Annotated in this window: 32 protein-coding genes; all 32 read left to right on the top strand. The window is 60.9% G+C overall.

Annotation, left to right across the window (positions count from 1 at the left end; all coding sequences use genetic code 11):
* The first annotated feature begins 49 nt into the window (after positions 1-49).
* On the top strand, positions 50-1,225 hold the full coding sequence (gene tuf, locus E3U23_RS04725) for an elongation factor Tu (protein ID WP_279350049.1): 1,176 nt from the start codon (positions 50-52) through the stop codon (positions 1,223-1,225).
* 317 nt (positions 1,226-1,542) lie between these two features.
* Positions 1,543-1,854, top strand: a complete 312-nt coding sequence (gene rpsJ, locus E3U23_RS04720) for a 30S ribosomal protein S10 (protein ID WP_279350048.1) — start codon at positions 1,543-1,545, stop codon at positions 1,852-1,854.
* Between the two features lie 246 nt (positions 1,855-2,100).
* A complete protein-coding gene (rplC, locus tag E3U23_RS04715) occupies positions 2,101-2,970 on the top strand; it encodes a 50S ribosomal protein L3 (protein WP_279350047.1) in 870 nt (289 codons plus the stop codon).
* 5 nt (positions 2,971-2,975) lie between these two features.
* Complete coding sequence (gene rplD, locus E3U23_RS04710) at positions 2,976-3,599, top strand: 50S ribosomal protein L4 (RefSeq protein WP_279350046.1); 624 nt, start codon at positions 2,976-2,978, stop codon at positions 3,597-3,599.
* Positions 3,592-3,912 carry a 50S ribosomal protein L23 gene (locus E3U23_RS04705; RefSeq protein WP_279350045.1) on the top strand — a complete coding sequence of 107 codons (321 nt, stop codon included), beginning with the start codon at positions 3,592-3,594 and terminating at the stop codon, positions 3,910-3,912. Before rplD ends, E3U23_RS04705 begins: the two co-directional genes overlap by 8 nt.
* Before the next feature lies 1 nt (position 3,913).
* A complete protein-coding gene (gene rplB / locus E3U23_RS04700) occupies positions 3,914-4,750 on the top strand; it encodes a 50S ribosomal protein L2 (protein WP_279350044.1) in 837 nt (278 codons plus the stop codon).
* 7 nt (positions 4,751-4,757) lie between these two features.
* Positions 4,758-5,033: a 30S ribosomal protein S19 gene (rpsS, locus tag E3U23_RS04695; RefSeq protein ID WP_279350043.1), complete on the top strand. Its 276-nt coding sequence runs from the start codon at positions 4,758-4,760 to the stop codon at positions 5,031-5,033.
* Entirely contained in the window at positions 5,033-5,410 is a 378-nt protein-coding gene (gene rplV, locus E3U23_RS04690; protein WP_279350042.1) for a 50S ribosomal protein L22, read from the top strand. Before rpsS ends, rplV begins: the two co-directional genes overlap by 1 nt.
* A gap of 2 nt (positions 5,411-5,412) precedes the next feature.
* Entirely contained in the window at positions 5,413-6,108 is a 696-nt protein-coding gene (gene rpsC / locus E3U23_RS04685; protein WP_279350041.1) for a 30S ribosomal protein S3, read from the top strand.
* Positions 6,109-6,129: 21 nt separating this feature from the next.
* Positions 6,130-6,564, top strand: coding sequence for a 50S ribosomal protein L16 (rplP, locus tag E3U23_RS04680; RefSeq protein ID WP_279350040.1), 435 nt, complete (start codon positions 6,130-6,132; stop codon positions 6,562-6,564).
* Positions 6,564-6,785 carry a 50S ribosomal protein L29 gene (gene rpmC, locus E3U23_RS04675; protein WP_431732657.1) on the top strand — a complete coding sequence of 74 codons (222 nt, stop codon included), beginning with the start codon at positions 6,564-6,566 and terminating at the stop codon, positions 6,783-6,785. Before rplP ends, rpmC begins: the two co-directional genes overlap by 1 nt.
* A 10-nt stretch (positions 6,786-6,795) precedes the next feature.
* The gene (gene rpsQ / locus E3U23_RS04670; RefSeq protein ID WP_279350038.1) at positions 6,796-7,086 is read left to right on the top strand and encodes a 30S ribosomal protein S17; all 291 of its coding nucleotides are present in this window, start codon (positions 6,796-6,798) and stop codon (positions 7,084-7,086) included.
* A 78-nt stretch (positions 7,087-7,164) separates the two neighbouring features.
* Complete coding sequence (gene rplN, locus E3U23_RS04665; RefSeq protein WP_279350037.1) at positions 7,165-7,533, top strand: 50S ribosomal protein L14; 369 nt, start codon at positions 7,165-7,167, stop codon at positions 7,531-7,533.
* A complete protein-coding gene (gene rplX / locus E3U23_RS04660) occupies positions 7,533-7,853 on the top strand; it encodes a 50S ribosomal protein L24 (protein ID WP_279350036.1) in 321 nt (106 codons plus the stop codon). The genes rplN and rplX overlap by 1 nt, the downstream gene beginning before the upstream one ends.
* A complete protein-coding gene (gene rplE / locus E3U23_RS04655) occupies positions 7,846-8,427 on the top strand; it encodes a 50S ribosomal protein L5 (RefSeq protein ID WP_279350035.1) in 582 nt (193 codons plus the stop codon). Before rplX ends, rplE begins: the two co-directional genes overlap by 8 nt.
* Positions 8,428-8,468: 41 nt before the next feature.
* Positions 8,469-8,774 carry a 30S ribosomal protein S14 gene (gene rpsN / locus E3U23_RS04650; protein ID WP_279350034.1) on the top strand — a complete coding sequence of 102 codons (306 nt, stop codon included), beginning with the start codon at positions 8,469-8,471 and terminating at the stop codon, positions 8,772-8,774.
* Between the two features lie 11 nt (positions 8,775-8,785).
* Complete coding sequence (gene rpsH, locus E3U23_RS04645) at positions 8,786-9,181, top strand: 30S ribosomal protein S8 (RefSeq protein WP_279350033.1); 396 nt, start codon at positions 8,786-8,788, stop codon at positions 9,179-9,181.
* A complete protein-coding gene (gene rplF, locus E3U23_RS04640) occupies positions 9,181-9,714 on the top strand; it encodes a 50S ribosomal protein L6 (protein WP_279350032.1) in 534 nt (177 codons plus the stop codon). The genes rpsH and rplF overlap by 1 nt, the downstream gene beginning before the upstream one ends.
* A gap of 1 nt (position 9,715) precedes the next feature.
* Positions 9,716-10,060 carry a 50S ribosomal protein L18 gene (rplR, locus tag E3U23_RS04635; protein WP_279350031.1) on the top strand — a complete coding sequence of 115 codons (345 nt, stop codon included), beginning with the start codon at positions 9,716-9,718 and terminating at the stop codon, positions 10,058-10,060.
* On the top strand, positions 10,060-10,932 hold the full coding sequence (gene rpsE / locus E3U23_RS04630) for a 30S ribosomal protein S5 (protein ID WP_279350030.1): 873 nt from the start codon (positions 10,060-10,062) through the stop codon (positions 10,930-10,932). Before rplR ends, rpsE begins: the two co-directional genes overlap by 1 nt.
* A gap of 5 nt (positions 10,933-10,937) precedes the next feature.
* Positions 10,938-11,126 carry a 50S ribosomal protein L30 gene (gene rpmD / locus E3U23_RS04625; RefSeq protein ID WP_279350029.1) on the top strand — a complete coding sequence of 63 codons (189 nt, stop codon included), beginning with the start codon at positions 10,938-10,940 and terminating at the stop codon, positions 11,124-11,126.
* A gap of 97 nt (positions 11,127-11,223) precedes the next feature.
* Entirely contained in the window at positions 11,224-11,715 is a 492-nt protein-coding gene (gene rplO / locus E3U23_RS04620) for a 50S ribosomal protein L15 (protein WP_279350252.1), read from the top strand.
* A gap of 105 nt (positions 11,716-11,820) precedes the next feature.
* Entirely contained in the window at positions 11,821-13,185 is a 1,365-nt protein-coding gene (gene secY, locus E3U23_RS04615; protein WP_279350028.1) for a preprotein translocase subunit SecY, read from the top strand.
* Between the two features lie 27 nt (positions 13,186-13,212).
* Positions 13,213-13,857 (top strand): adenylate kinase, encoded by a 645-nt coding sequence (locus E3U23_RS04610; RefSeq protein ID WP_279350027.1) that lies wholly within the window; start codon positions 13,213-13,215, stop codon positions 13,855-13,857.
* Positions 13,858-13,919: 62 nt separating this feature from the next.
* A complete protein-coding gene (locus E3U23_RS04605; RefSeq protein ID WP_279350026.1) occupies positions 13,920-14,495 on the top strand; it encodes an SRPBCC family protein in 576 nt (191 codons plus the stop codon).
* Positions 14,496-14,588: 93 nt separating this feature from the next.
* The gene (gene gdhA, locus E3U23_RS04600; protein ID WP_279350025.1) at positions 14,589-15,944 is read left to right on the top strand and encodes an NADP-specific glutamate dehydrogenase; all 1,356 of its coding nucleotides are present in this window, start codon (positions 14,589-14,591) and stop codon (positions 15,942-15,944) included.
* A gap of 10 nt (positions 15,945-15,954) precedes the next feature.
* Positions 15,955-16,731 carry an SDR family oxidoreductase gene (locus tag E3U23_RS04595; RefSeq protein WP_279350024.1) on the top strand — a complete coding sequence of 259 codons (777 nt, stop codon included), beginning with the start codon at positions 15,955-15,957 and terminating at the stop codon, positions 16,729-16,731.
* 294 nt (positions 16,732-17,025) lie between these two features.
* On the top strand, positions 17,026-17,394 hold the full coding sequence (gene rpsM / locus E3U23_RS04590; RefSeq protein WP_279350023.1) for a 30S ribosomal protein S13: 369 nt from the start codon (positions 17,026-17,028) through the stop codon (positions 17,392-17,394).
* A gap of 59 nt (positions 17,395-17,453) precedes the next feature.
* The gene (gene rpsK / locus E3U23_RS04585) at positions 17,454-17,843 is read left to right on the top strand and encodes a 30S ribosomal protein S11 (RefSeq protein WP_279350022.1); all 390 of its coding nucleotides are present in this window, start codon (positions 17,454-17,456) and stop codon (positions 17,841-17,843) included.
* 110 nt (positions 17,844-17,953) lie between these two features.
* Entirely contained in the window at positions 17,954-19,009 is a 1,056-nt protein-coding gene (locus E3U23_RS04580) for a DNA-directed RNA polymerase subunit alpha (RefSeq protein ID WP_279350021.1), read from the top strand.
* Between the two features lie 81 nt (positions 19,010-19,090).
* Positions 19,091-19,513, top strand: coding sequence for a 50S ribosomal protein L17 (gene rplQ / locus E3U23_RS04575; protein WP_279350020.1), 423 nt, complete (start codon positions 19,091-19,093; stop codon positions 19,511-19,513).
* 91 nt (positions 19,514-19,604) lie between these two features.
* Positions 19,605-20,990: a serine hydrolase domain-containing protein gene (locus E3U23_RS04570; RefSeq protein WP_279350019.1), complete on the top strand. Its 1,386-nt coding sequence runs from the start codon at positions 19,605-19,607 to the stop codon at positions 20,988-20,990.
* Positions 20,991-21,086 lie beyond the last annotated feature (96 nt).

The following is a 21,086-nucleotide window of genomic DNA, read 5'->3' as shown; positions in this document are numbered from 1 at the left end:
CCGTTTCCTCCCCGCAGAAATTCATCTTCAAGACAAAGGTTATTGGAAAATGGCGAAGGAAAAATTCGAGCGTAACAAGCCGCACGTCAACGTCGGCACGATCGGCCACGTCGACCACGGCAAGACGACGCTGACGGCGGCGATCACGAAGGTGCAGGACGCACCGGTTGATTTCTCGAACATCGATAAGGCGCCCGAAGAGCGTGAGCGCGGCATCACCATCTCGACCGCTCACGTCGAATACGAAACCGATGCGCGCCACTATGCGCATGTCGACTGCCCGGGTCACGCCGACTATGTGAAGAACATGATCACCGGTGCCGCGCAGATGGACGGTGCGATCCTGGTCGTGAATGCCGCCGACGGTCCTATGCCGCAGACTCGTGAGCACATCCTGCTCGCCCGTCAGGTCGGTGTTCCGGCGCTGGTCGTGTACATGAATAAGGTCGATCAGGTCGACGACGAGGAAATCCTCGAACTCGTCGAACTCGAAGTTCGCGAACTGCTTTCGAGCTACGACTTCGACGGCGACAACATTCCGATCATCAAGGGTTCGGCACTTGCCGCTCTCGAAGGTCGCGATCCGGAAATCGGCGAAAACTCCATCAAGGAACTGATGGCGGCCGTCGACGAGCACATCCCGACTCCCGACCGTCCGGTCGACAAGCCGTTCCTCATGCCGATCGAAGACGTGTTCTCGATCTCGGGTCGTGGTACGGTCGTCACCGGCCGTGTTGAAACCGGCGTTGTGAATGTCGGCGACGAAGTCGAGATCGTCGGCATCAAGGACACCAGCAAGACGACCGTGACCGGCGTCGAAATGTTCCGCAAGCTGCTCGATCGCGGCGAAGCCGGCGACAATATCGGTGCCCTTATCCGCGGCGTTGCGCGTGAAGACGTGGAACGTGGCCAGGTTCTCGCCAAGCCGGGTTCGGTCACGCCGCATACCGACTTCAGCGCCGAGGTCTATGTCCTGTCGAAGGACGAGGGTGGCCGTCACACGCCATTCTTCGCCAACTACCGTCCACAGTTCTACTTCCGCACGACCGACGTGACGGGCGAAGTGGTTCTGCCCGAAGGCACCGAAATGGTGATGCCGGGCGACAACGTCACGATCGACGTCAAGCTCATCGCGCCGATCGCGATGGACGAAGGTCTGCGTTTCGCTATTCGCGAAGGCGGCCGTACCGTCGGCTCGGGCGTCGTCAGCTCGATCTCGAAGTAAGCCGCTTCGCGCTTCGGCGCGTCGCTCCAGAGATGGCCCGCTCCCTTTATCGGGGGCGGGCTTTCGCTTTTTGTGGAAGGACGAACCTGCCGTCGACACGGCTCGACGTATCTTCGGCGGATTTTACCCAAAACGGGGGTTGTCAGGCGGAAATGTCCTCCGTATAGGCCCTCCAACAGACGCGGGATTCGTCCGGCGTCCTTCGAATTTCCAAAAGGCCGCCCGTACCGGGAAACCGGACATAGCGGGGCGGGCCTTTTCTTTTTGTTTGCGGGCCACCCGCTGGTTCGCATGGCTCTTTCGCATCGGTGTAGGTAATGGAAGCTCAGAATATCCGCATTCGCCTCAAGGCGTTCGATCATCGCGTTCTCGACCAGGCGACTGGCGAAATCGCCGACACGGCCCGTCGTACGGGCGCGCTTATTCGCGGTCCCATTCCCATGCCGACGCGTATCGAGAAGTTCACCGTGAACCGCGGCCCGCACATCGACAAGAAGTCGCGCGAGCAGTTCGAGGTGCGTACCTACAAGCGGCTGCTGGACATTGTGCAGCCGAACGCCCAGACGGTCGATGCTCTGATGAAGCTCGACCTTTCGGCCGGCGTTAACGTCGAGATCAAGCTGGCTTGATATTGATTGGTCCGCGGCGGGACTGAAAACCGCCGAGAGTTCTGGGGCTCTCGATTCCCCCGCCGGTTAGCGATAATCGGCAAGACATCGGGATACCGCCGGATCTGATCCGGGTCTGCGTCCCCCGTCTCGCTTCCCTTCTCTTCGGATATGGGAGGCATTTTGGCCCGGGCGGGGCGACGCATCACAAACGGGCCAAGCACGCACCTCGGATGGGCCGGGGTGCCTCTGTCGAGGAGTTTGACGATGCGCACAGGCGTTATCGCAAAGAAAGTCGGGATGACCCGCCTCTTCCAAGAGGACGGTCGGCACGTGCCGGTAACCGTTCTGGCGCTGGAAGATTGCCAGGTCACCGCGCACCGCACCGGCGACAAGGACGGCTATTTCGGCGTTCAGGTCGGCTCGGGCGAAGCGAAACAGAAGAACGTGAGCAAACCGCAACGCGAAGCTTTCGCCAAGGCGGAAGTGGCATTGAAGATGCGCGTCGCGGAATTCCGTGTCGAGAACGAGGAGGGTCTCCTCCCCGTCGGTGCGTTCATTTCTGCCGAACATTTTATCGCCGGCCAAAAGGTCGACATCACCGGACACACGCAGGGCAAGGGCTTTGCCGGCGCCATGAAGCGTTGGGGCTTCGGCGGTTTGCGTGCGACGCATGGCGTCTCCATCTCGCACCGTTCGCACGGTTCGACGGGTAACCGCCAGGATCCGGGTCGAGTGTTCAAGGGCAAGAAGATGGCCGGCCACATGGGCGACCGTCAGCGTACCCAGCAGAACCTTGAAATCGTTCGCACGGATGCCGATCGTGGCCTTCTCTTCGTCAAGGGTTCTGTGCCCGGTGCGAAGAATGGCTGGCTCTTGGTCCGTGACGCCGTAAAGGCAAAGTCGAGCGACGACCTGCCGTTCCCCGGTGTAATGCGCCGCAATCGCGATGAATTCGATCATCAGGAAGCCGATGCCGGCTTGGTCGAGAGCGGCGCGGAGCATGAGGTCGGAACCGAGGTTTCCACCGAAGAGCAGGAACGTCTGCTCAAGGAACAGGAAGCTGGCGCCGAGACCGAGAACACCACCGATACGCCTGCCGCCGATACCGGCGACGGCGAGAGCAAGGAGGGCTGATCGCCATGAAGGTGAAGGTCCAGAAAATCGACGGAGCCTCTTCGGGCGATATCGAGCTGAACGACGACGTGTTCGGTATCGAGCCGCGCGCCGACATTCTCCACCGGGTTGTCACGTGGCAGCTCGAGAACCGGCGCGGTACCGCCCGCCCAACGCGCGAGCGTTCGGATGTGGCGCGTACCGGCAAGAAGTTCGGTCGCCAGAAGGGTTCGGGCGGCGCACGTCACGGCGATCGCGGCGCTCCGATCTTTATCGGCGGCGGCAAGGCGCACGGTGCGCGCAAGCGCGAGTTCGAGCAGTCGCTGAACAAAAAGGTCCGCGCCCTCGGTCTGAAGATGGCGCTTTCGAGCAAGGCGAAGGACGGCTTGGTCGTCGTCGACAACCTCGACCTCGTCGAAGCCAAGACGAAGGCGCTTAAGGGCCATTTCGAGAAAAATGGCTGGAGCGGCAAGATCCTGGTGATCGACGGCGACAGCGTGAACGACGGCTTCAAGAAGGCCGCCGGCAACCTTCCGGGTGTCAACGTGCTCCCGGCGATGGGCGCCAATGTCTACGACATCCTGAAGCACGACACGCTGGTCCTCACTAAGGATGCGGTCGAGAAGCTGGAGGGCCGTTTCAATGGCTAAGAAGCAGAAAGCCGAGATCGACGCGCGTCATTACGACGTCGTCCTTGCGCCGCACATCACCGAGAAGAGCACGATGGCGTCGGAAAACAACGCCGTCGTCTTCAAGGTCGCGAACACCGCCACCAAGCCGCAGATCAAGGAGGCCGTGGAGGCTATCTTCGATCGGAAGGTCGCCGCGGTGAACACGATCGTGGTGAAGGGCAAGACGAAGCGCTGGCGGGGTAAACCCTACACGCGCAGCGACATGAAGAAGGCGATCGTCAAGCTGGCCGAAGGTCAGGACCCGATCGACGTGACAGAGGGTGTGATTTAAGATGGCACTCAAGAACTACAAACCGACGAGCCCCGCACGCCGCGGCCTCATCCTCGTCGACAAGTCGGGCCTGTATAAAGGCAAGCCCGTCAAGTCGCTCGTGGAGGGTAAGCGCAAGACCGGCGGCCGGAACAACAAGGGCCACGTCACATCGCGCGGCATGGCTGGCGGCCACAAACAGAAGTATCGCTTCGTAGACTTCAAGCGCCGCAAGTGGGACGTCGAAGGTACGGTCGAGCGGATCGAATACGATCCCAATCGCACCGCCTTCATCGCCTTGGTGAAGTATTCGGACGACGAGCTTGCTTATATCCTTGCACCGCAGCGGCTTGCCGTCGGCGACAAGGTAATCGCGGGCGAGCGCACCGACACGAAGCCTGGCAATGCGATGCTGCTCGGCCAAATGCCGGTCGGTACGATTTGCCACAACGTGGAAATGAAGCCGGGTAAGGGCGGCCAGATCGCCCGTGCCGCCGGCTCCTATGTCCAGCTCGTGGGTCGCGACCGTGGGATGGTCATCGTGCGTCTCAACAGCGGCGAGCAGCGTTACCTGCGCGCCGATTGCATGGGTACGGTTGGTGCGGTGTCGAACCCCGACAACCAAAACCAGAACTTCGGCAAGGCCGGACGCAAGCGTTGGATGGGCGTGAAGCCGCTAACTCGCGGCGTCGCGAAGAACCCGGTCGATCACCCGCATGGTGGTGGTGAAGGCCGGACCTCGGGTGGCCGTCATCCGGTCACTCCTTGGGGCAAGCCGACTAAGGGTGCTCGCACCCGCAACAACAAGCAGACGGACAAGATGATCATCCGTTCGCGCCACGCCAAGAAGAAGAGGTAATTCGGACATGGCACGTTCCGTATGGAAAGGTCCGTTCGTCGAACTCAGCCTTCTGAAGAAGGCGCAGGACGCACAGGAAGCGAGCAATACGAAGCCGATCAAGACCTGGTCGCGCCGGAGTACGATCCTTCCCGACTTCGTCGGCCTGACGTTCAACGTCTATAACGGTCACAAATTCATTCCCGTATCCGTCTCCGAAGAGATGGTCGGCCACAAGCTCGGTGAATTCGCGCCTACGCGCACCTTCCCGGGCCACGCCGCCGACAAGAAGGGTAAGCGCTGATGTCTAAGCAGAAAGCAACCCGTCGCGTCGCCGACAACGAGGCACTGGCGACGGGTACGATGATCCGTGGTTCGGCGCAAAAGCTGAACCTCGTCGCGGAACTCATCCGCGGCAAGAAGGCAGAAGAGGCGCTGAACATCCTCGCCTTCTCGAAGAAGTCGATGGCTCGCGATGCGACCAAGGTTCTCGCCTCGGCGATTGCCAATGCGGAAAACAATCACAACCTCGATGTCGATGCGCTTGTCGTCGCGGAAGCGTCGGTCGGCAAGTCGATCACGATGAAGCGCTTCCACACGCGGGGCCGTGGCAAGTCCACGCGCATCCTGAAGCCGTTCAGCCGGCTGCGCATCGTGGTTCGCGAGCAGGAAGAGGCGTAAAGATGGGCCATAAGAGCAATCCGATCGGTCTGCGCCTGCAGATCAACCGCACCTGGGACAGCCGCTGGTACGCCGAAGGGCGCGACTATGCCAAGCTGCTCAGCGAAGACATCGAAATCCGCAAGCATATCGTGAACAGCCTGCCGCAGGCTGCGATCTCCAAGGTCGTAATCGAGCGTCCGGCTAAGCTGTGCCGCATCTCGATCTATGCAGCGCGCCCCGGCGTCATCATCGGCAAGAAGGGCGCGGATATCGAGAAGCTGCGTACGAAGCTCGCTAGTATGACCGAGAGCGAAGTGAAGCTGAACATCGTTGAAATCCGTAAGCCGGAAGTCGACGCGAAGCTCGTCGCCCAGGGCATTGCCGATCAGTTGATCCGTCGTGTGGCGTTCCGCCGGGCGATGAAGCGCGCGATGCAGTCTGCCATGCGTCTGGGTGCCGAAGGCATCAAGATCATGTGCGGCGGCCGTCTCGGTGGTGCGGAAATCGCACGCGTCGAACAGTATCGCGAAGGTCGCGTTCCGCTCCATACGCTGCGTGCCAATATCGACTATGCCGAAGCCGAAGCGCTAACCGCATACGGCATCATCGGCATCAAGGTTTGGGTCTTCAAGGGCGAGATACTCGGCCACGACCCGACCGCGCAGGATCGTCTGATGATGGAATCGCAGACCTCCGGCGTGCGTCCGGCCCGCTGATTGCAGATATAGGAAAGAACCATGCTGCAACCGAAGAAAACCAAGTACCGCAAGGCGTTCAAGGGCAAGATCCATGGCAACGCCAAGGGCGGCACCACGCTGAACTTCGGGTCGTACGGCCTGAAGGCGCTGGAGCCGGAGCGGATCACCGCGCGTCAGATCGAGGCGGCTCGTCGTGCGATCACACGCCACATCAAACGTCAGGGCCGTCTTTGGATTCGCGTATTCCCCGATGTGCCGGTATCTAAGAAGCCTGCTGAAGTCCGCCAGGGTAAGGGCAAGGGTTCGGTCGAATACTGGGCCGCGCGCGTGAAGCCGGGTCGCATCCTGTTCGAGCTCGATGGTGTCGCGGGACCGCTTGCCGCCGAAGCGTTCGAGCGTGCGGCGATGAAGCTGCCCGTGAAGACCAAGGTTATCGCCCGCTTCGGCGATTCCAGCCACCTGGGAGGCGAATGATGGCCGCCAACGAAACCAAGATCGACGATCTTCGCCAGAAGAGCGACGACCAGTTGACCGAGCAGTTGACCACTTTGAAGCGCGAGCAATTCAACCTGCGCTTCCAATCGGCCACCAACCAGCTCGAGAACCCGTCGCGCATTCGCGAAGTGCGCCGCACGATCGCCAAGATCAAGACGCTGCAGACTGAACGCGCGAAGAGCGCGACGGCCAAGGCGTAAGGAGTAGACCATGCCCAAGCGTATCCTGATCGGGACCGTCACCTCCGACAAGACCGACAAGACAGTGACCGTGCTCGTCGAGCGCAAGGTGAAGCACCCGCTTTACGGAAAAATCATCCGTCGCTCGAAGAAGTACCATGCCCACGATGAAGCGAATGAGTACACGCTCGGCGATATCGTGCGCATCGAAGAGACAAAGCCGATTTCGAAGACCAAGACCTGGACCGTGAAGGACCGGGTGACGGCCGGCGGAACCCAGGCGGTCGAAGCCGATCTCGATGTCGAGGCGGCCGGCAACTGAGCCGCGCGGCTCGGAACTGAGTTAGACGAAGGAACTGCCGGGCGGGTCCCGGCAAGCCAATGAGAAGGAACCGGATCGATGATCCAGATGCAATCCAATCTCGACGTCGCGGACAATAGCGGCGCCAAGCGCGTCCAGTGCATCAAGGTACTGGGCGGCTCCAAGCGCCGCACCGCGTCCGTCGGCGACGTGATCGTGGTTTCCGTAAAGGAAGCACAGCCGCGTACGAAGGTGAAGAAGGGCGACGTGCACCGCGCCGTTATCGTTCGCACCAAGAAGGACGTCCGCCGTCCCGACGGCAGCGTCATTCGCTTCGACAGCAATGCCGCCGTCCTCGTCAACAAGAACGAAGAGCCGATTGGCACGCGTATCTTTGGCCCGGTGGTGCGCGAGTTGCGTGGCCGCGGTTTCATGAAGATCGTCAGCCTGGCTCCGGAGGTGCTGTAATGGCGTCCGCAAAGATTAAGAAGGGTGACAGCGTCGTCGTCCTGTCCGGCAAGGACAAGGGCAAGACCGGCACTGTGTCGCGGGTGATGCCGAAGGACGGCAAGGTCGTCGTAGAAGGCGTCAACGTGGCTGCCCGTCACCGCAAGCCGACCCAGCAGAACCCTCAGGGTGGCATCGACCGCTTCGAAGCGCCGATGAACATCTCGAAGGTCGCGCTGGCCGATCCGAAAGACGGCAAACCCACCCGCGTCCGCTTCGAAGAGAAGGACGGCAAGAAGGTGCGTGTGGCCGTGAAGTCCGGGGAGACCATCGATGGCTGATTATACGCCTCGCATGAAGACCCGCTACGACGACGAGATCGTCAAGGCGATGACCGAGAAGTTCGGCTATAAGAACCGGCTCGAAGTCCCGCGTCTGGAAAAGATCACGCTCAACATGGGTGTGGGCGAAGCCAGCCAGGACAAGAAGAAGGTTCAGACCGCCGCCGAAGAAATGGCACTGATTGCTGGCCAAAAGCCGGTTATCACCAAGGCCAAGAAGTCGATTGCTCAGTTCAAGCTGCGCGAAGGCATGCCGATCGGTGCGAAGGTCACGCTACGCCGCGAACGGATGTACGAATTTCTTGACCGTCTCGTGACCGTCGCCATGCCACGCATCCGCGACTTTCGCGGCCTGAACCCGAAGAGCTTCGACGGGCGCGGCAACTATGCTATGGGCCTGAAAGAGCAGATCATTTTTCCTGAGATCTCCTATGACCGCATCGAAAAGGTCCGCGGCATGGACATCATCGTAACCACCACGGCGAAGACCGACGAGGAAGCGCGCGAATTGCTGCGTCTCTTCGGTTTCCCGTTCCCTGCCGACCAGCAGGCCGAAGCGAAGGAGGCGGCGTGAGCCGCCCCGTCGCAGACAGTTAAGAAAGGAACTTAAGTCCAATGGCGAAACTGAGTTCAATCAACAAGAACGAGCGTCGCAAGAAGCTCGTCAAGCAGTATGCCGACAAGTACGCGAAGCTGAAGGCTATCGCGGACGATAAGAGCCTCGATGAGGGCGAGCGTCTGATCGCGCGCCTCAAGATGGCCGAACTGCCGCGTAATGCGAACCCGACCCGGGTGCGTAACCGCTGCTCCACCACCGGCCGCCCCCGCGGCTATTACCGCAAGTTCGGCCTCAACCGCATCGAACTGCGCGACCTCGGCAACAAGGGCCTCATTCCTGGCCTGACCAAGTCGAGCTGGTGAGGAATCGATAGATGGCTATGACCGATCCTTTGGGTGACATGCTCACCCGTATCCGCAACGGCCAGCAGGCGAAGAAGGACAGCGTCCTTTCGCCCGCCAGTAAGCTGCGTGCGAACGTCCTCGAAGTGCTCCAGCGCGAAGGCTACATCCGTGGCTACAGCGACGATGCTTCGGGCAAGCATCCGCAATTGCGGATCGAACTGAAGTATTTCGAAGGCGAGCCGGCGATAAAGCATGTCGCGCGCGTCTCGAAGCCCGGCCGCCGGATTTATGCCGGTTCGAAAGAGCTGCCGACGGTCCGCAACGGCCTCGGCATCACCATCGTTTCGACGCCGCGCGGCGTGCTTTCCGACGCGGAAGCCCGCAGCGAGAACGTCGGCGGCGAAGTGCTGGCGGAGGTGTTCTGATGAGCCGTATCGGTAAACGTCCGGTCGCGATCCCCAACGGGGTGACCGCTAACATCGAAGGCGATACGCTGAGCGTGAAAGGCCCCAAGGGGACTCTCACCATGGGTATGTCCGACCTTGTCGACTACAAGGTGGAAGATGGATCGATCGCCGTGAACCCTGCGAACGACACCAAGGCAGCACGCAGCCACTGGGGTATGCAACGCACGCTGGTTTCCAATCTCGTCGAAGGTGTGACGGAAGGCTACACCAAGGTTCTCGAGATTTCAGGTGTCGGCTATCGTGCGCAGGCGCAAGGCAAGAAACTCAAGCTTCAGCTCGGTTATTCGCACGATGTCGATCTCGACGTGCCGGAAGGCATCGAGGTGAAGACGCCGGATCAGACCACGGTCGAGATCAGCGGGATCGACAAGCAGGCGGTCGGCCAGTTCGCCGCCAACGTCCGCCGCTGGCGCAAGCCCGAACCCTATAAGGGCAAGGGTATCAAGTATCGCGGCGAGTACATCTTCCGCAAGGAAGGGAAGAAGAAGTAAGATGGCAAAGCTTTCTCTTTTCGAACGTCGCCGCCGCCGCGTGCGCACGGCGCTTCGCAACCGCGCCGCCGGCAAGCCGCGCCTGTCCGTGCACCGCACCGGCAAGCATATCTATGCGCAGGTCATCGATGATGCGCAGGGTAAGACGCTAGCTTCCGCTTCGACGCTCGGAGCCGACAAGTCCGGTGCGAATGTCGATGCCGCAAAAAAGGTTGGCAGCGAAATTGCCGAGGCGGCGAAAAAAGCTGGCGTGACCACCGTGGTGTTCGACCGCGGCGGCTTCCTGTTTCACGGCCGCGTGAAAGCGCTGGCCGACGCCGCCCGCGAAGGCGGGCTGGAGTTCTGATGATGGCTGACGAAAACAAGACCCCCGAAACCGAAGGTACGCCCGAGCAGGCGCCCGGCGTTCCCGAAACTCCCGAAGTTGCCGCCGCCAAGGCATCGTCCGGCGTCGCCGAGGCGGAAACCGATCACGGCGTGACGAACGAGAAGCCGGCGATTGCCGATACTCCGTCCGAAGCTGCCGACAACCAGAGTGCAGCCCAGGGTGCCGAAGGGCAGCCGCGTCAACGCGGCGGTCGCGGCGGCGGCAGCGGCCGCGACAATCGTGGCGGCAACGATCGTGGCGGTCGTGGCCGTGGCGGACGTGACAACCGTCGCGGTGGACGCCGTGAGGAAGAAGATGATGGCATCATCGAAAAGCTGGTCCACATCAACCGCGTCTCGAAGACGGTGAAGGGCGGTAAGCGCTTCGGCTTCGCGGCTCTCGTGGTTGTCGGCGACGGTTCGGGCCGGGTCGGCTTCGGCAAGGGCAAGGCCCGCGAAGTGCCGGAAGCGATCAGCAAGGCGAGTGCCGCCGCGCGCAAGCACATGGTTCGCGTTCCGCTCAAGGAAGGACGTACTCTGCACCATGACGGCAATGGTCGCTTCGGCGCAGGCAAGGTCACCGTTCGTACGGCACCTCCGGGTACCGGCATCATCGCCGGCGGTCCGATGCGTGCCGTGTTCGAAAGCTTGGGCGTATCCGATGTGGTGACCAAGTCGGTCGGCACTTCGAACCCCTACAACATGATCCGCGCCACCTTCGATGCGCTGACCGACCAAACGTCGCCGAAATCAGTGGCGCAGCGCCGGGGCAAGAAGGTCGCCGATCTTCTGGGCCGTGGCGGCGCGAGCGAAGCCGAGGCGGAAGCCGACGCTGCCGCGATTGTGGAGTAAGACAGATGGCCAAGAACAGCACCATCAAGATCAAGCAGACCGGATCGCCGATCCGACGTCCGAAGGATCAGCGCAAGATTCTCGTCGGTCTCGGCCTCGACAAGATGCACAAGGTCGTCGAGCGCCAGGATACGCCGGAAGTTCGTGGCGCGATCGCGAAGATCCCGCATCTCGTGACCGTCGTCGAGGATTGATCGACACTTTATTTGACATCGGGCGGCCTGCTAAGCTAGCGGGCCGCCTTCTTCTTTTCAGCGCGAACAAAAGCGAAAGCGAGTGCAAGACATGACTATGAAACTCAACGACATCCGTGACAACGACGGTGCGCGCAGGGGCCGCATTCGTGTGGGCCGGGGGATTGGCTCGGGCAAGGGCAAGACCGGCGGTCGTGGCCAGAAGGGTCAGAAGAGTCGTTCGGGCGTCGCCATCAAGGGCTTCGAAGGTGGTCAGATGCCGCTTCACATGCGCCTGCCGAAGCGTGGGTTCAACAACCCCTTCGCGAAGGATTACGCCGAAGTGAACCTTGGGATGGTCCAGAGGTTTATCGATGCGGGCAAGCTCGATGCGAAGGCCGACATCGATCATGAGGCGCTGAAGGCAGCGGGTCTCGCGCGCGGCGGCAAGGACGGCGTGCGTCTGCTCGGTAAGGGCGAACTGACCGTGAAGGCAAAGTTCATCGTAGCCGGCGCGTCGAAGGGCGCGATCGAAGCGGTCGAAAAGGCCGGTGGTAGCGTGGAAACGACTGCGCCGAAGAAAGCCGAGAAGACCGACAAGGGCGAATAAGCCTTAGAAATAGGGCGGCGGGGTTCGACAAGTCGAGCCTCGCCCCCTATCTAGCTTTCCTGTGCCGGGAGGGACCGGCGTCACACCAGGACCGAAACGCAAGCAATGGCTACACGCGCCGACAATCTCGCGAGCAATCTGAGCCTCGCCAACTTCTCCAAGGCGACCGAGCTCAAGAAGCGCATCTGGTTTACGATCGGCGCGCTGATCGTCTTCCGGTTTCTGAGTTTCGTTCCCCTTCCGGGCATCAATGCCAGTGCGCTCGCGCAACTGGCCGATCAGACCCGAGGCGGCGTGCTCGACATGTTCAACATGTTCACGGGCGGAAGCCTCGAGCGCATGAGCCTCATCGCGCTTGGCGTAATGCCGTACATTACGGCGTCGATCGTGGTCCAGATGGCCTCGGCGCTTCACCCCACCCTCGCAGCCCTCAAGAAAGAGGGCACGGTCGGTCGGCAGAAGATCAACCAGTATACCCGTTACGGTACGGTCTTGCTGTGCACCATCCAGGGCTGGTTCCTTGCTGCGGGCCTCGAGAGCTTCGGTTCGTCGAGCGGCATCGCCGCGGTCGTCGATCCGGGGTACATGTTTCGTGTGGGCGCAGTGATCAGCCTCGTCGGCGGGACGATGTTCCTTCTGTGGCTGGGCGAACAGATCACGAGTCGCGGGATCGGCAACGGTGTGTCGCTGATCATCATGGCGGGCATTGTCGCCCAGTTCCCGACCTTTGTGACCAATATGACGGCGGGATACAGCGAGGGCTCGATCGGCACGGGCGTCCTGCTCGGCTTCATCCTGATGGTCGTCGGTTTGATTTTGCTGATCTGCTTTTTCGAGCGAGCGCAGCGCCGGCTCCTGATCCAGTATCCCAAGCGGGCGACGCAGCGCGGGATGATGCAGGCTGATCGCTCGCATCTTCCGCTCAAGCTTAACACTGCGGGCGTTATTCCGCCCATCTTTGCTAGCTCGTTGCTGCTGCTGCCGCTGACGATCACGCAATTCGCAGGCAACTCACTCGACACCGATAGCAGTCTGGGCGGGGGCCTGCAGACGACGCTGCAGTATCTGCAGCACGGGCAGCCGCTCTACATGACGCTGTATGCCGTCGGCATTATCTTCTTCTGCTTTTTCTACACGGCGGTGGTGTTCAATCCCGAAGAAACCGCAGAGAACCTGAAGAAGAACGGCGGTTTCATCCCCGGCATCCGTCCGGGCAAGCGGACCGAACAGTATCTGGACTATGTTCTGACCCGCATCACCGTGATCGGTGCGATCTACCTGACATTCGTTTGCGTGGTGCCGGAATACATGATTGCCCAGACAGGCGTTCCGCTGTTCCTCGGCGGGACCAGTCTGCTGATCGTCGTGAACGTGACCGTCGATACGATCAGCCAGATCCAGTCGCACCTTCTGGCGCACCAGTATGGCGACCTGATCAAGAAGGCGAAGCTCAAGGGCCGCATGCGCTAGGGCCGCGCGAAAAAGGGGACGAGCGCGATGGACATCATTCTTCTTGGCCCCCCGGGCGCGGGCAAGGGCACGCAGGCGCACCGCTTGGTCGAGCATCACGGCATGCGCCAGCTTTCAACCGGCGACATGCTGCGCGCCGCGGTCAAGGCGCGCACACCCGTGGGCATCAAGGCGCAGGCGATCATGGAAAAGGGCGAGCTCGTTTCCGACGATATCGTCTCTGAATTGATCGACGCCGAGTTGACGGCGATGGGTTCTGCGACTGGCGCGATCTTCGACGGCTATCCCCGTACGGCGGCGCAGGCCGAAATGCTGGACGATATTCTCGCCAAGCACGGTCGCAAGCTCGATCATGTGATCGAGTTGAAAGTCGACGAGGATGCACTGGTCGAGCGGATCACCGGTCGCTTCACCTGCGCCGAATGTGGCGAGGGTTATCACGACACGTTCAAGCTTCCCGCGAAAGAGGGCGTATGCGATGTTTGTGGGGCGACCGAATTCAAGCGGCGTCCCGACGATAACGAGGAAACCGTACGGCACCGCATGGACGTCTATCGCAGTGAAACGGCGCCGATCCTGCCCGGATACGAGAAGCGCGGCATCGTCCATCGTGTGGATGGCATGGCTTCGATCGAGGATGTGACGGCCGCCCTCGACGATATTCTCGTCTGAGGGCGCTTTTCTTCGAACTCATCGCTGGATAGTCTATCTTCCCATTCAGGGGGGAAAAGATCATGCGCTGTTTATTTTTTGTGTCGGCGTTCGTGGCGGCGGCGGCGGTGCCTGTAGTGGTTCATGCCGAAGTTGTGGCGACGTCCGAAGACGGGTTCGTAACCCGCGATACGGCCACGGTCGCTGCTTCGCCCATGCAGGTCTGGCTTGCTCTGACCAAGCCTTCGGGATGGTGGAACGACCGGCACACCTGGTCCGCCGATGCGGGGAACCTGACCCTCGTCCCGCAGGCCGGCGGCTGCTTCTGCGAGCGCATGCCGGGCGAGGATCGGCAGGACGGATCTTCGCTCGACGGAAGCGCGCAGCATGCGGTCGTCGTTCTCGCCGATCCTCTCAAAACGCTCCGCCTGCGCGGGGGACTCGGTCCGTTGCAAGGTGAGCCAGCCGAGGGTGTGCTGACCGTAACCCTCAAGCCGATCGAGGGCGGCACAAAGATCTTGTGGGAATACAATGTCGGAGGTCCGATGCGGTACGAGGTTGCGGAAATTTCGCAAGCTGTCGACAGCGTGATGAGCGAGCAGCTCGCCGGTCTGCGGGATCTTCTCGGTGGATTGGATGAGGCGGAAGGGGAAGGTTAGCGACCTTTCGGTGAACGATTGCGCCATCTGCGCGTAGGAAGAAAAACCGACGCATTCCTGCGCGTGGGGTCCTCTTTCAGCGGAGCGAATATTTTGGCGAACACCGACGTGCCCGATCTCGATACGTTTCTCGAAGGCTTGCGCAAACGCAATCCAGGCCAGGAAGAATTTGCGCAAGCCGTAGGTGAAGTGGCCGAAGACATCCTGCCTTTCATCGCTGATAACGAGAACTACCAAGAGGCGGAAATTCTCCGCCGCCTCGCCGAGCCCGATCGCGTTGTTTCGTTCCGCGTGTGTTGGGAGGACGACGACGGCAACATTCACGTCGAACGTGGGTGGCGCGTGCAGAACAACAACGCCATCGGTCCGTACAAAGGGGGTTTGCGCTTTTCCGAGAGTGTTACCGAAAGCGTGCTCAAGTTCCTGGCGTTCGAACAGACTTTCAAGAACTCGCTTACTGGCCTGCCAATGGGCGGCGGTAAGGGCGGCTCGAACTTCAACCCCAAAGGCAAGAGCGATCGCGAAGTGATGCGCTTCTGCCAGAGCTTTATGACTGAACTTTACCGCCATATCGGCCCAAGCGTGGATGTGCCCGCCGGCGATATCGGCGTCGGCAGCCGCGAGATCGGTTACCTATTCGGCCAGTACAAGCGCATCACGGGCCGCTGGGAAGGTGTGCTGACGGGCAAGGCGCTCGAATATGGTGGCTCGCGCCTGCGTACCGAGGCGACGGGCTACGGCGTCGTCTACTTCCTGCGCGAGATGCTGAAAAATGCGGATGAAGAACTGGATGGCAAAACCGCGGTTGTCTCCGGCTCCGGCAACGTGGCGCTTTATGCGGCGCAAAAGCTGATCGATTGCGGTGCGAAAGTTCTAACGCTGTCGGACAGCGACGGCTTCGTCCACGATCCTGACGGGATCGATGCGGAAAAGCTCGATTGGGTAATGAAGCTCAAACTGGAACGGCGTGGGCGCATATCCGAGTATGCCGACGAATTCGACGGCGCTGAATATCATGAGGGCAACGCCCCGTGGCACGTCGATTGCGACATCGCGCTCCCTTGTGCGACCCAGAACGAGCTCGACGACGATGCGGCCAAGGCACTCTTGGACAATGATGTGATGGCGGTGGTCGAGGGTGCGAACATGCCGAGCACGCGCGATGCGGCGAAGCGGTTTCGCAAGTCGGATATTCTCTTCGGGCCGGCCAAGGCGGCGAATGCAGGTGGTGTTGCGGTGTCGGGACTCGAGATGACGCAGAACTCGCAGCGGATGAGCTGGGAATGCGATAAGCTCGACGACATGCTGACGCAGTTGATGGCTGAAATCCACGAAAAGTGCAGGAGCGATGGCGAGAGCGACGATGGTGCGGTCGACTATGTGCGCGGCGCAAATATTGCCGGTTTCCGCAAGGTCGCCGACGCCATGCTCGACTTTGGCGTGATGTAGGGGACTTCGCATGGACCTTGGAATTGCAGGACGTCATGCCGTCATCTGTGCTTCGAGCGCGGGCCTGGGCCATGGCTGCGCACTGCACCTTGCGCGCGCAGGATGCAGCATCGTCCTCAATGGGCGCGACGAGGAAAAACTCGAACAGGCGGCAGCCGTGTTACGCAAGGAAGCCGGCGCCGAGGTAACCGCGATTTTGGGCGACATCACTGAGCGGAAGACACGCGAGAAACTGCTGTCCGTCAAACCGGTCGATATCCTGGTGAACAATGCTGGCGGCCCGCCGCTCGCCGACTTCCGCGACTTGTCGGACGAAGACATTCACCGCGGGCTGAACAGTAATATGGTGACGCCGATCATGATGGTGCAGGGCGTGATCGACGGGATGGTGGAACGTGGGTTCGGCCGCATCGTCAACATAACCTCTGCCAGCGTGCTGACGGGCATTCCCAAACTCGATCTGTCATCGGGCGCCCGGGCAGGGCTGACGGCATTTTTGTCCGGCGTCGCACGGCAGGTCGCGGGATCCAACGTCACGATCAACAACCTCTTACCCGGCAATTTCGATACCGACCGGCAGGATGCGATCATCGCAAATATCGCGAAGCAAGCCGGCAAGGCAGAGGACGAGGTCCGCAAAGCGCGCGAAAGCTCAGGTCCTGCCGGGCGCTTCGGCACGCCGGACGAATTTGGCGCGGCCTGCGCATTCTTGGCCAGCACACACGCCGGATACATTACTGGCCAGAACCTGCTGATGGACGGCGGGGCTTTCACGGCGAATTTCTAGCCGCATGTGCAACCCGATTGACATTTTCCGCTCATCACGGCACCCCTTGAACATCGAACCTGCGGCGCCATATGGTGGCCTCGCCATGTTGCGCGCATGGGTTGTTGACGTACCTCGCGAATCCTATTAAGCGCGCCTTTCATTCGGCATCGTTGCTAACCGGTTAGCGGTCGCTCTTTTGCACGCCACCCGGCTTTTCGCGTTCAGGCGCGATGTCAGCGTGCCGAATGTTTTTGAGCGATGAGATGGGGTGATCGCATCCGCGATCCGGCCCTGTGGAGCATGGAGAAGTAAGTGGCTCGTATTGCCGGGGTAAATATCCCCACCAACAAGCGCGTGATCATCGCGCTTACCTATATTCACGGTATCGGCCGGACCAAGGCCGTTGAGATCGCCGACAAGCTCGGCATCGATCACAGTGCCCGCGTGCAGGACCTCTCCGACGAGGAAGTGCTGCGTATCCGCGAGACGATCGACGCTGATCACATGGTCGAGGGTGACCTTCGTCGCGATACGGCGATGAACATCAAGCGCCTTATGGACCTGCGGTCCTATCGCGGCCTGCGTCACCGTGCCGGTCTGCCCGTTCGCGGGCAGCGCACGCATACCAACGCCCGTACCCGCAAGGGCAAGGCCAAGCCGATCGCCGGCAAGAAGAAGTAAGCGAGGGCTCGTCCCTTCACGCTTTTTCCTTCTTTCTAAGTTTATAAGGAATACGACCAATGGTACGCGAACCAGGCCGGGTAAGGCGGCGCGACAAGAAGAATATTTCTTCGGGCGTCGCGCACATCAACGCCAGCTTCAACAACACCATGATCACCATCACCGATGCGCAGGGCAATGCGATCAGCTGGTCCAGCGCCGGCATGATGGGCTTTAAGGGCAGCCGCAAGTCGACGCCCTATGCCGCGCAGGTCGCGGCCGACGATGCCGGTAAGAAAGCCGCCGAACACGGCGTCCGCACGCTCGAAGTCGAAGTGAAGGGTCCGGGTTCGGGCCGCGAAAGCGCGCTGCGCGGTCTTGCCGCCGTCGGCTTCACCATTACCTCGATCCGCGACGTCACGCCGATCCCGCACAACGGTGTGCGCCCGTCCAAGCGCCGCCGCGTCTGATCCGTCTCTGTCCGGCGGGCCGCCTTTAGGTCCGCCGAACCCATTCACGGACCGGAGGCTGCCGATCAAGCGCTCCGGTCCCGCCCGCACCTAAGCCCCAGGGGAAATCCATGTCCGTCAACACCAAGAACTGGCAGGAACTCAAGAAACCCAATACTCTCGACATCAAGGAAGCCGGCGATAAGAAGCGCAAGGCCACCTTCGTCGCCGAACCGCTCGAGCGGGGCTTCGGCCTTACGCTCGGCAATGCGCTGCGCCGCGTACTGCTCTCCTCGCTGCAGGGCGCCTCGATCACCGCGATCAAGATCGAAAACGTGCTGCACGAATTTTCTTCGCTTGCCGGCGTGCGCGAGGATGTGACTGACATTGTCCTCAACGTGAAGCAGATCGCCCTCAAGATGGAAGGCGAAGGTGCAAAGCGTTTGCAGCTTTCCGCCACGGGCCCCGGCGCCGTGAAGGCGGGCGACATCGCCGTTTCGGGCGATATCGAGGTGATGAACAAAGATCTCGTGATCTGCCACCTCGATGAGGGTGCGACGCTCAACATGGAACTGACCGCGGATATCGGCAAAGGCTATCGCCCCGCCGTCATGAACCGCCCGGTCGATGCGCCGATTGGTCTAATTCCAGTCGACAGCCTGTATTCGCCGGTTCGTCAGGTGAGCTACAAGGTCGAGAACGCCCGTGTTGGCCAGGAACTCGATTACGATAAGCTCAGCCTGACGATCGAGACCGACGGTACGGTTACGCCGGAAGATGCCGTGGCCTACGCCGCGCGCATTCTCCAAGATCAGCTCAGCCTGTTCGTCCATTTCGAGGAAGGCATTCCGCAGCCTACCGGCGGCACCATCGGTCAGGCGGCCGAACCGCAGGAAAGCGACACCAATCAGCTCAATCGTTACCTTCTCAAAAAGGTCGACGAGCTGGAACTGTCGGTGCGCAGTGCCAACTGCCTCAAGAACGACAATATCATCTATATCGGCGACCTGGTCCAGAAGACCGAAGCCGAAATGCTTCGCACGCCGAATTTCGGCCGCAAGTCGCTCAACGAGATCAAGGAAGTCCTGAGCTCGATGGGCCTCCGCCTTGGCATGGACATCCCCGGATGGCCGCCGGAGAACATTGAGGAAATGGCTAAGAAGCTCGAGCAGGAGCTGCTGGGCTAAAAAGGGCGATGGCGGCGGGCCCGAACCGCCGCCGGCTACGGGCTACCTCGTACGGGCCCATAACGAACGAAGGACAATACGATGCGTCACAAGATTTCTGGTCGCAAGCTTCAGCGCAAGACCGGCCACCGCAAGGCCCTGTTCCGCAACATGAGCGCCGCGCTCATCAAGCACGAGCAGATCATGACCACCGCCGCGAAGGCGAAGGAACTGCGCCCTTACGTCGAGAAGCTGATCACGCTGGCGAAGCGCGGCGGCCTGTCGAACCGCCGGCTCGCCATGAGCAAGCTTGGTGACGAGACGCAGCTCAAGAAGCTGTTCGACGTTCTGGCCGAACGCTATTCCGACCGTGAAGGCGGCTATACCCGTGTGATCAAGGCCGGCTATCGCGGCAGCGATGCGGCGCAGATGGCCGTGATCGAATTCGTCGACCGCGACGAAGAGGCGAAAGGCCAGGATTCCGGTCCGGTGATGAACGAGGAAGAAGAATACGAAGACGCATAAGCGCTTCGTTTCGCAAACACGCAGGGCCGGAGGGGAAACCTTCCGGCCCTTTTATTTTGCACGACACCGGAGTCGTGCCACAAGCCAGCGCATGATCCGCCAAACCCTCAGCGCCGCCGCGCTTTTCATCGCCCTTCCCCTCGCCCCGCAGGCAGCAGCGCAATCGGTGTCGCAGGAGGAGATCGAGGATCGTTACGACCGGGCACTGGCAGCGGGTTACAAGGCCCTGTTCCTGTGCAGTGCGATTGGCAATGCCGATCCTTCCGGTTTGCGGCGCGCTCCTCGTTCGGTCGAAGCTATGGAGTTGTTCGGCATTCAAGCGCCGCTCGACGATATTGTCGGAACGCTGGAGGCCAAGGTTGAGACTGGCCAGGACAGAGCATTGGATTACGTCAGCGTCATATTTGCCGACGAGGTCGAACCGCGCGTCGCGGTCTTCAAAGGAAGTGGGCAAGGCTGCTCGCTTCTTCCGATTGGTGCGAATGTTCCGGCAGGCGAAACGCCGTTTCGCCAGTTGATCGATACTGTCATTTCTCCGGGTACCCAACGGCCGCAAGATCCACAGACCAATACCGCTGCCGCGAAAATTGCGCGTACGGGTTTCGACCCCGCATACGGTGAGGGCACGCGAACGACAGCAGTTCTCATCCAACGCGATGGACGCATTTTGGGCGAGGCCTTTGCGCCCGGCTACGATAGCGGTTTGCCCCAACGCACGTGGTCAGTTGCCAAGAGCATCGCGTCTACAATAATCGGAGCAGCGGTGCAGCGCGGTGCGGCGGATACCGAAGCATCCGCGGGACTGGGCGCGAGCGACATCGATCCGCGCCGCGCAATCACCATCGACCATCTCCTGCGAATGGCTTCGGGTCGCTATCAGGATACGCCAGGCAACCGCACCGATGCGCTCTATTTCGGCGGCTCCACCGTTAGAGAAACCGCGTTGCATTGGCCATTGGTCTTCGCACCCGGTACGGTTTTTCGCTACGCCAATAACGATACGCTCGCGGCCGTCATGGCGATCGACGAAACGTTCGACGCGTATCCACCCACTGACTTGTTCGCCAAGCTGGGCATGGATGCGACCGTCGCCGAAACCGACTGGCAAGGCGATTACATCCTGTCCAGCCAGGTGTGGTCGACCGCACGCGATCTTGCGAAACTCGGCCAGCTTTACCTCGACGACGGCGTACTTCCTTCGGGCGAACGCATCCTGCCCGAAGGCTGGGCCGAGTATGTTGCTACGCCTTCGGGTCCGCAGCCCGATGGTCCGTTCGGCTACGGTGCGGGGTTCTGGCTGTTCGACAAGTCGAAAGGAGTACCGGCAGACACTTATGCGATGATGGGCAATCGCGGGCAGTATGTCGTTATCGTGCCGAGGCGTGATATTGTGATCGTGCGACGGGGCGAAGATCCTGTCGGTGCACGGTTCGATATCGCCGCGTTCACGAGGGACGTTCTCGCCGCCACACCCTGATATTCATAAAAAGACCGTAATTTATGAACAACTCCTGTCGTCGGAGTTCAGTCTCGTCTCACGCCATCTGCGTATAACGGGACCGTAGCCGAGGCA

Origin of the sequence: Erythrobacter litoralis (assembly GCF_029760855.1) — a bacterium.
In the GTDB taxonomy this organism is placed as follows: Bacteria; Pseudomonadota; Alphaproteobacteria; order Sphingomonadales; family Sphingomonadaceae; genus Qipengyuania; species Qipengyuania litoralis_A.
The sequence above is the reverse complement of the archived record's forward strand: the minus strand, read 5'-3'. Positions and strand labels throughout refer to the sequence as shown.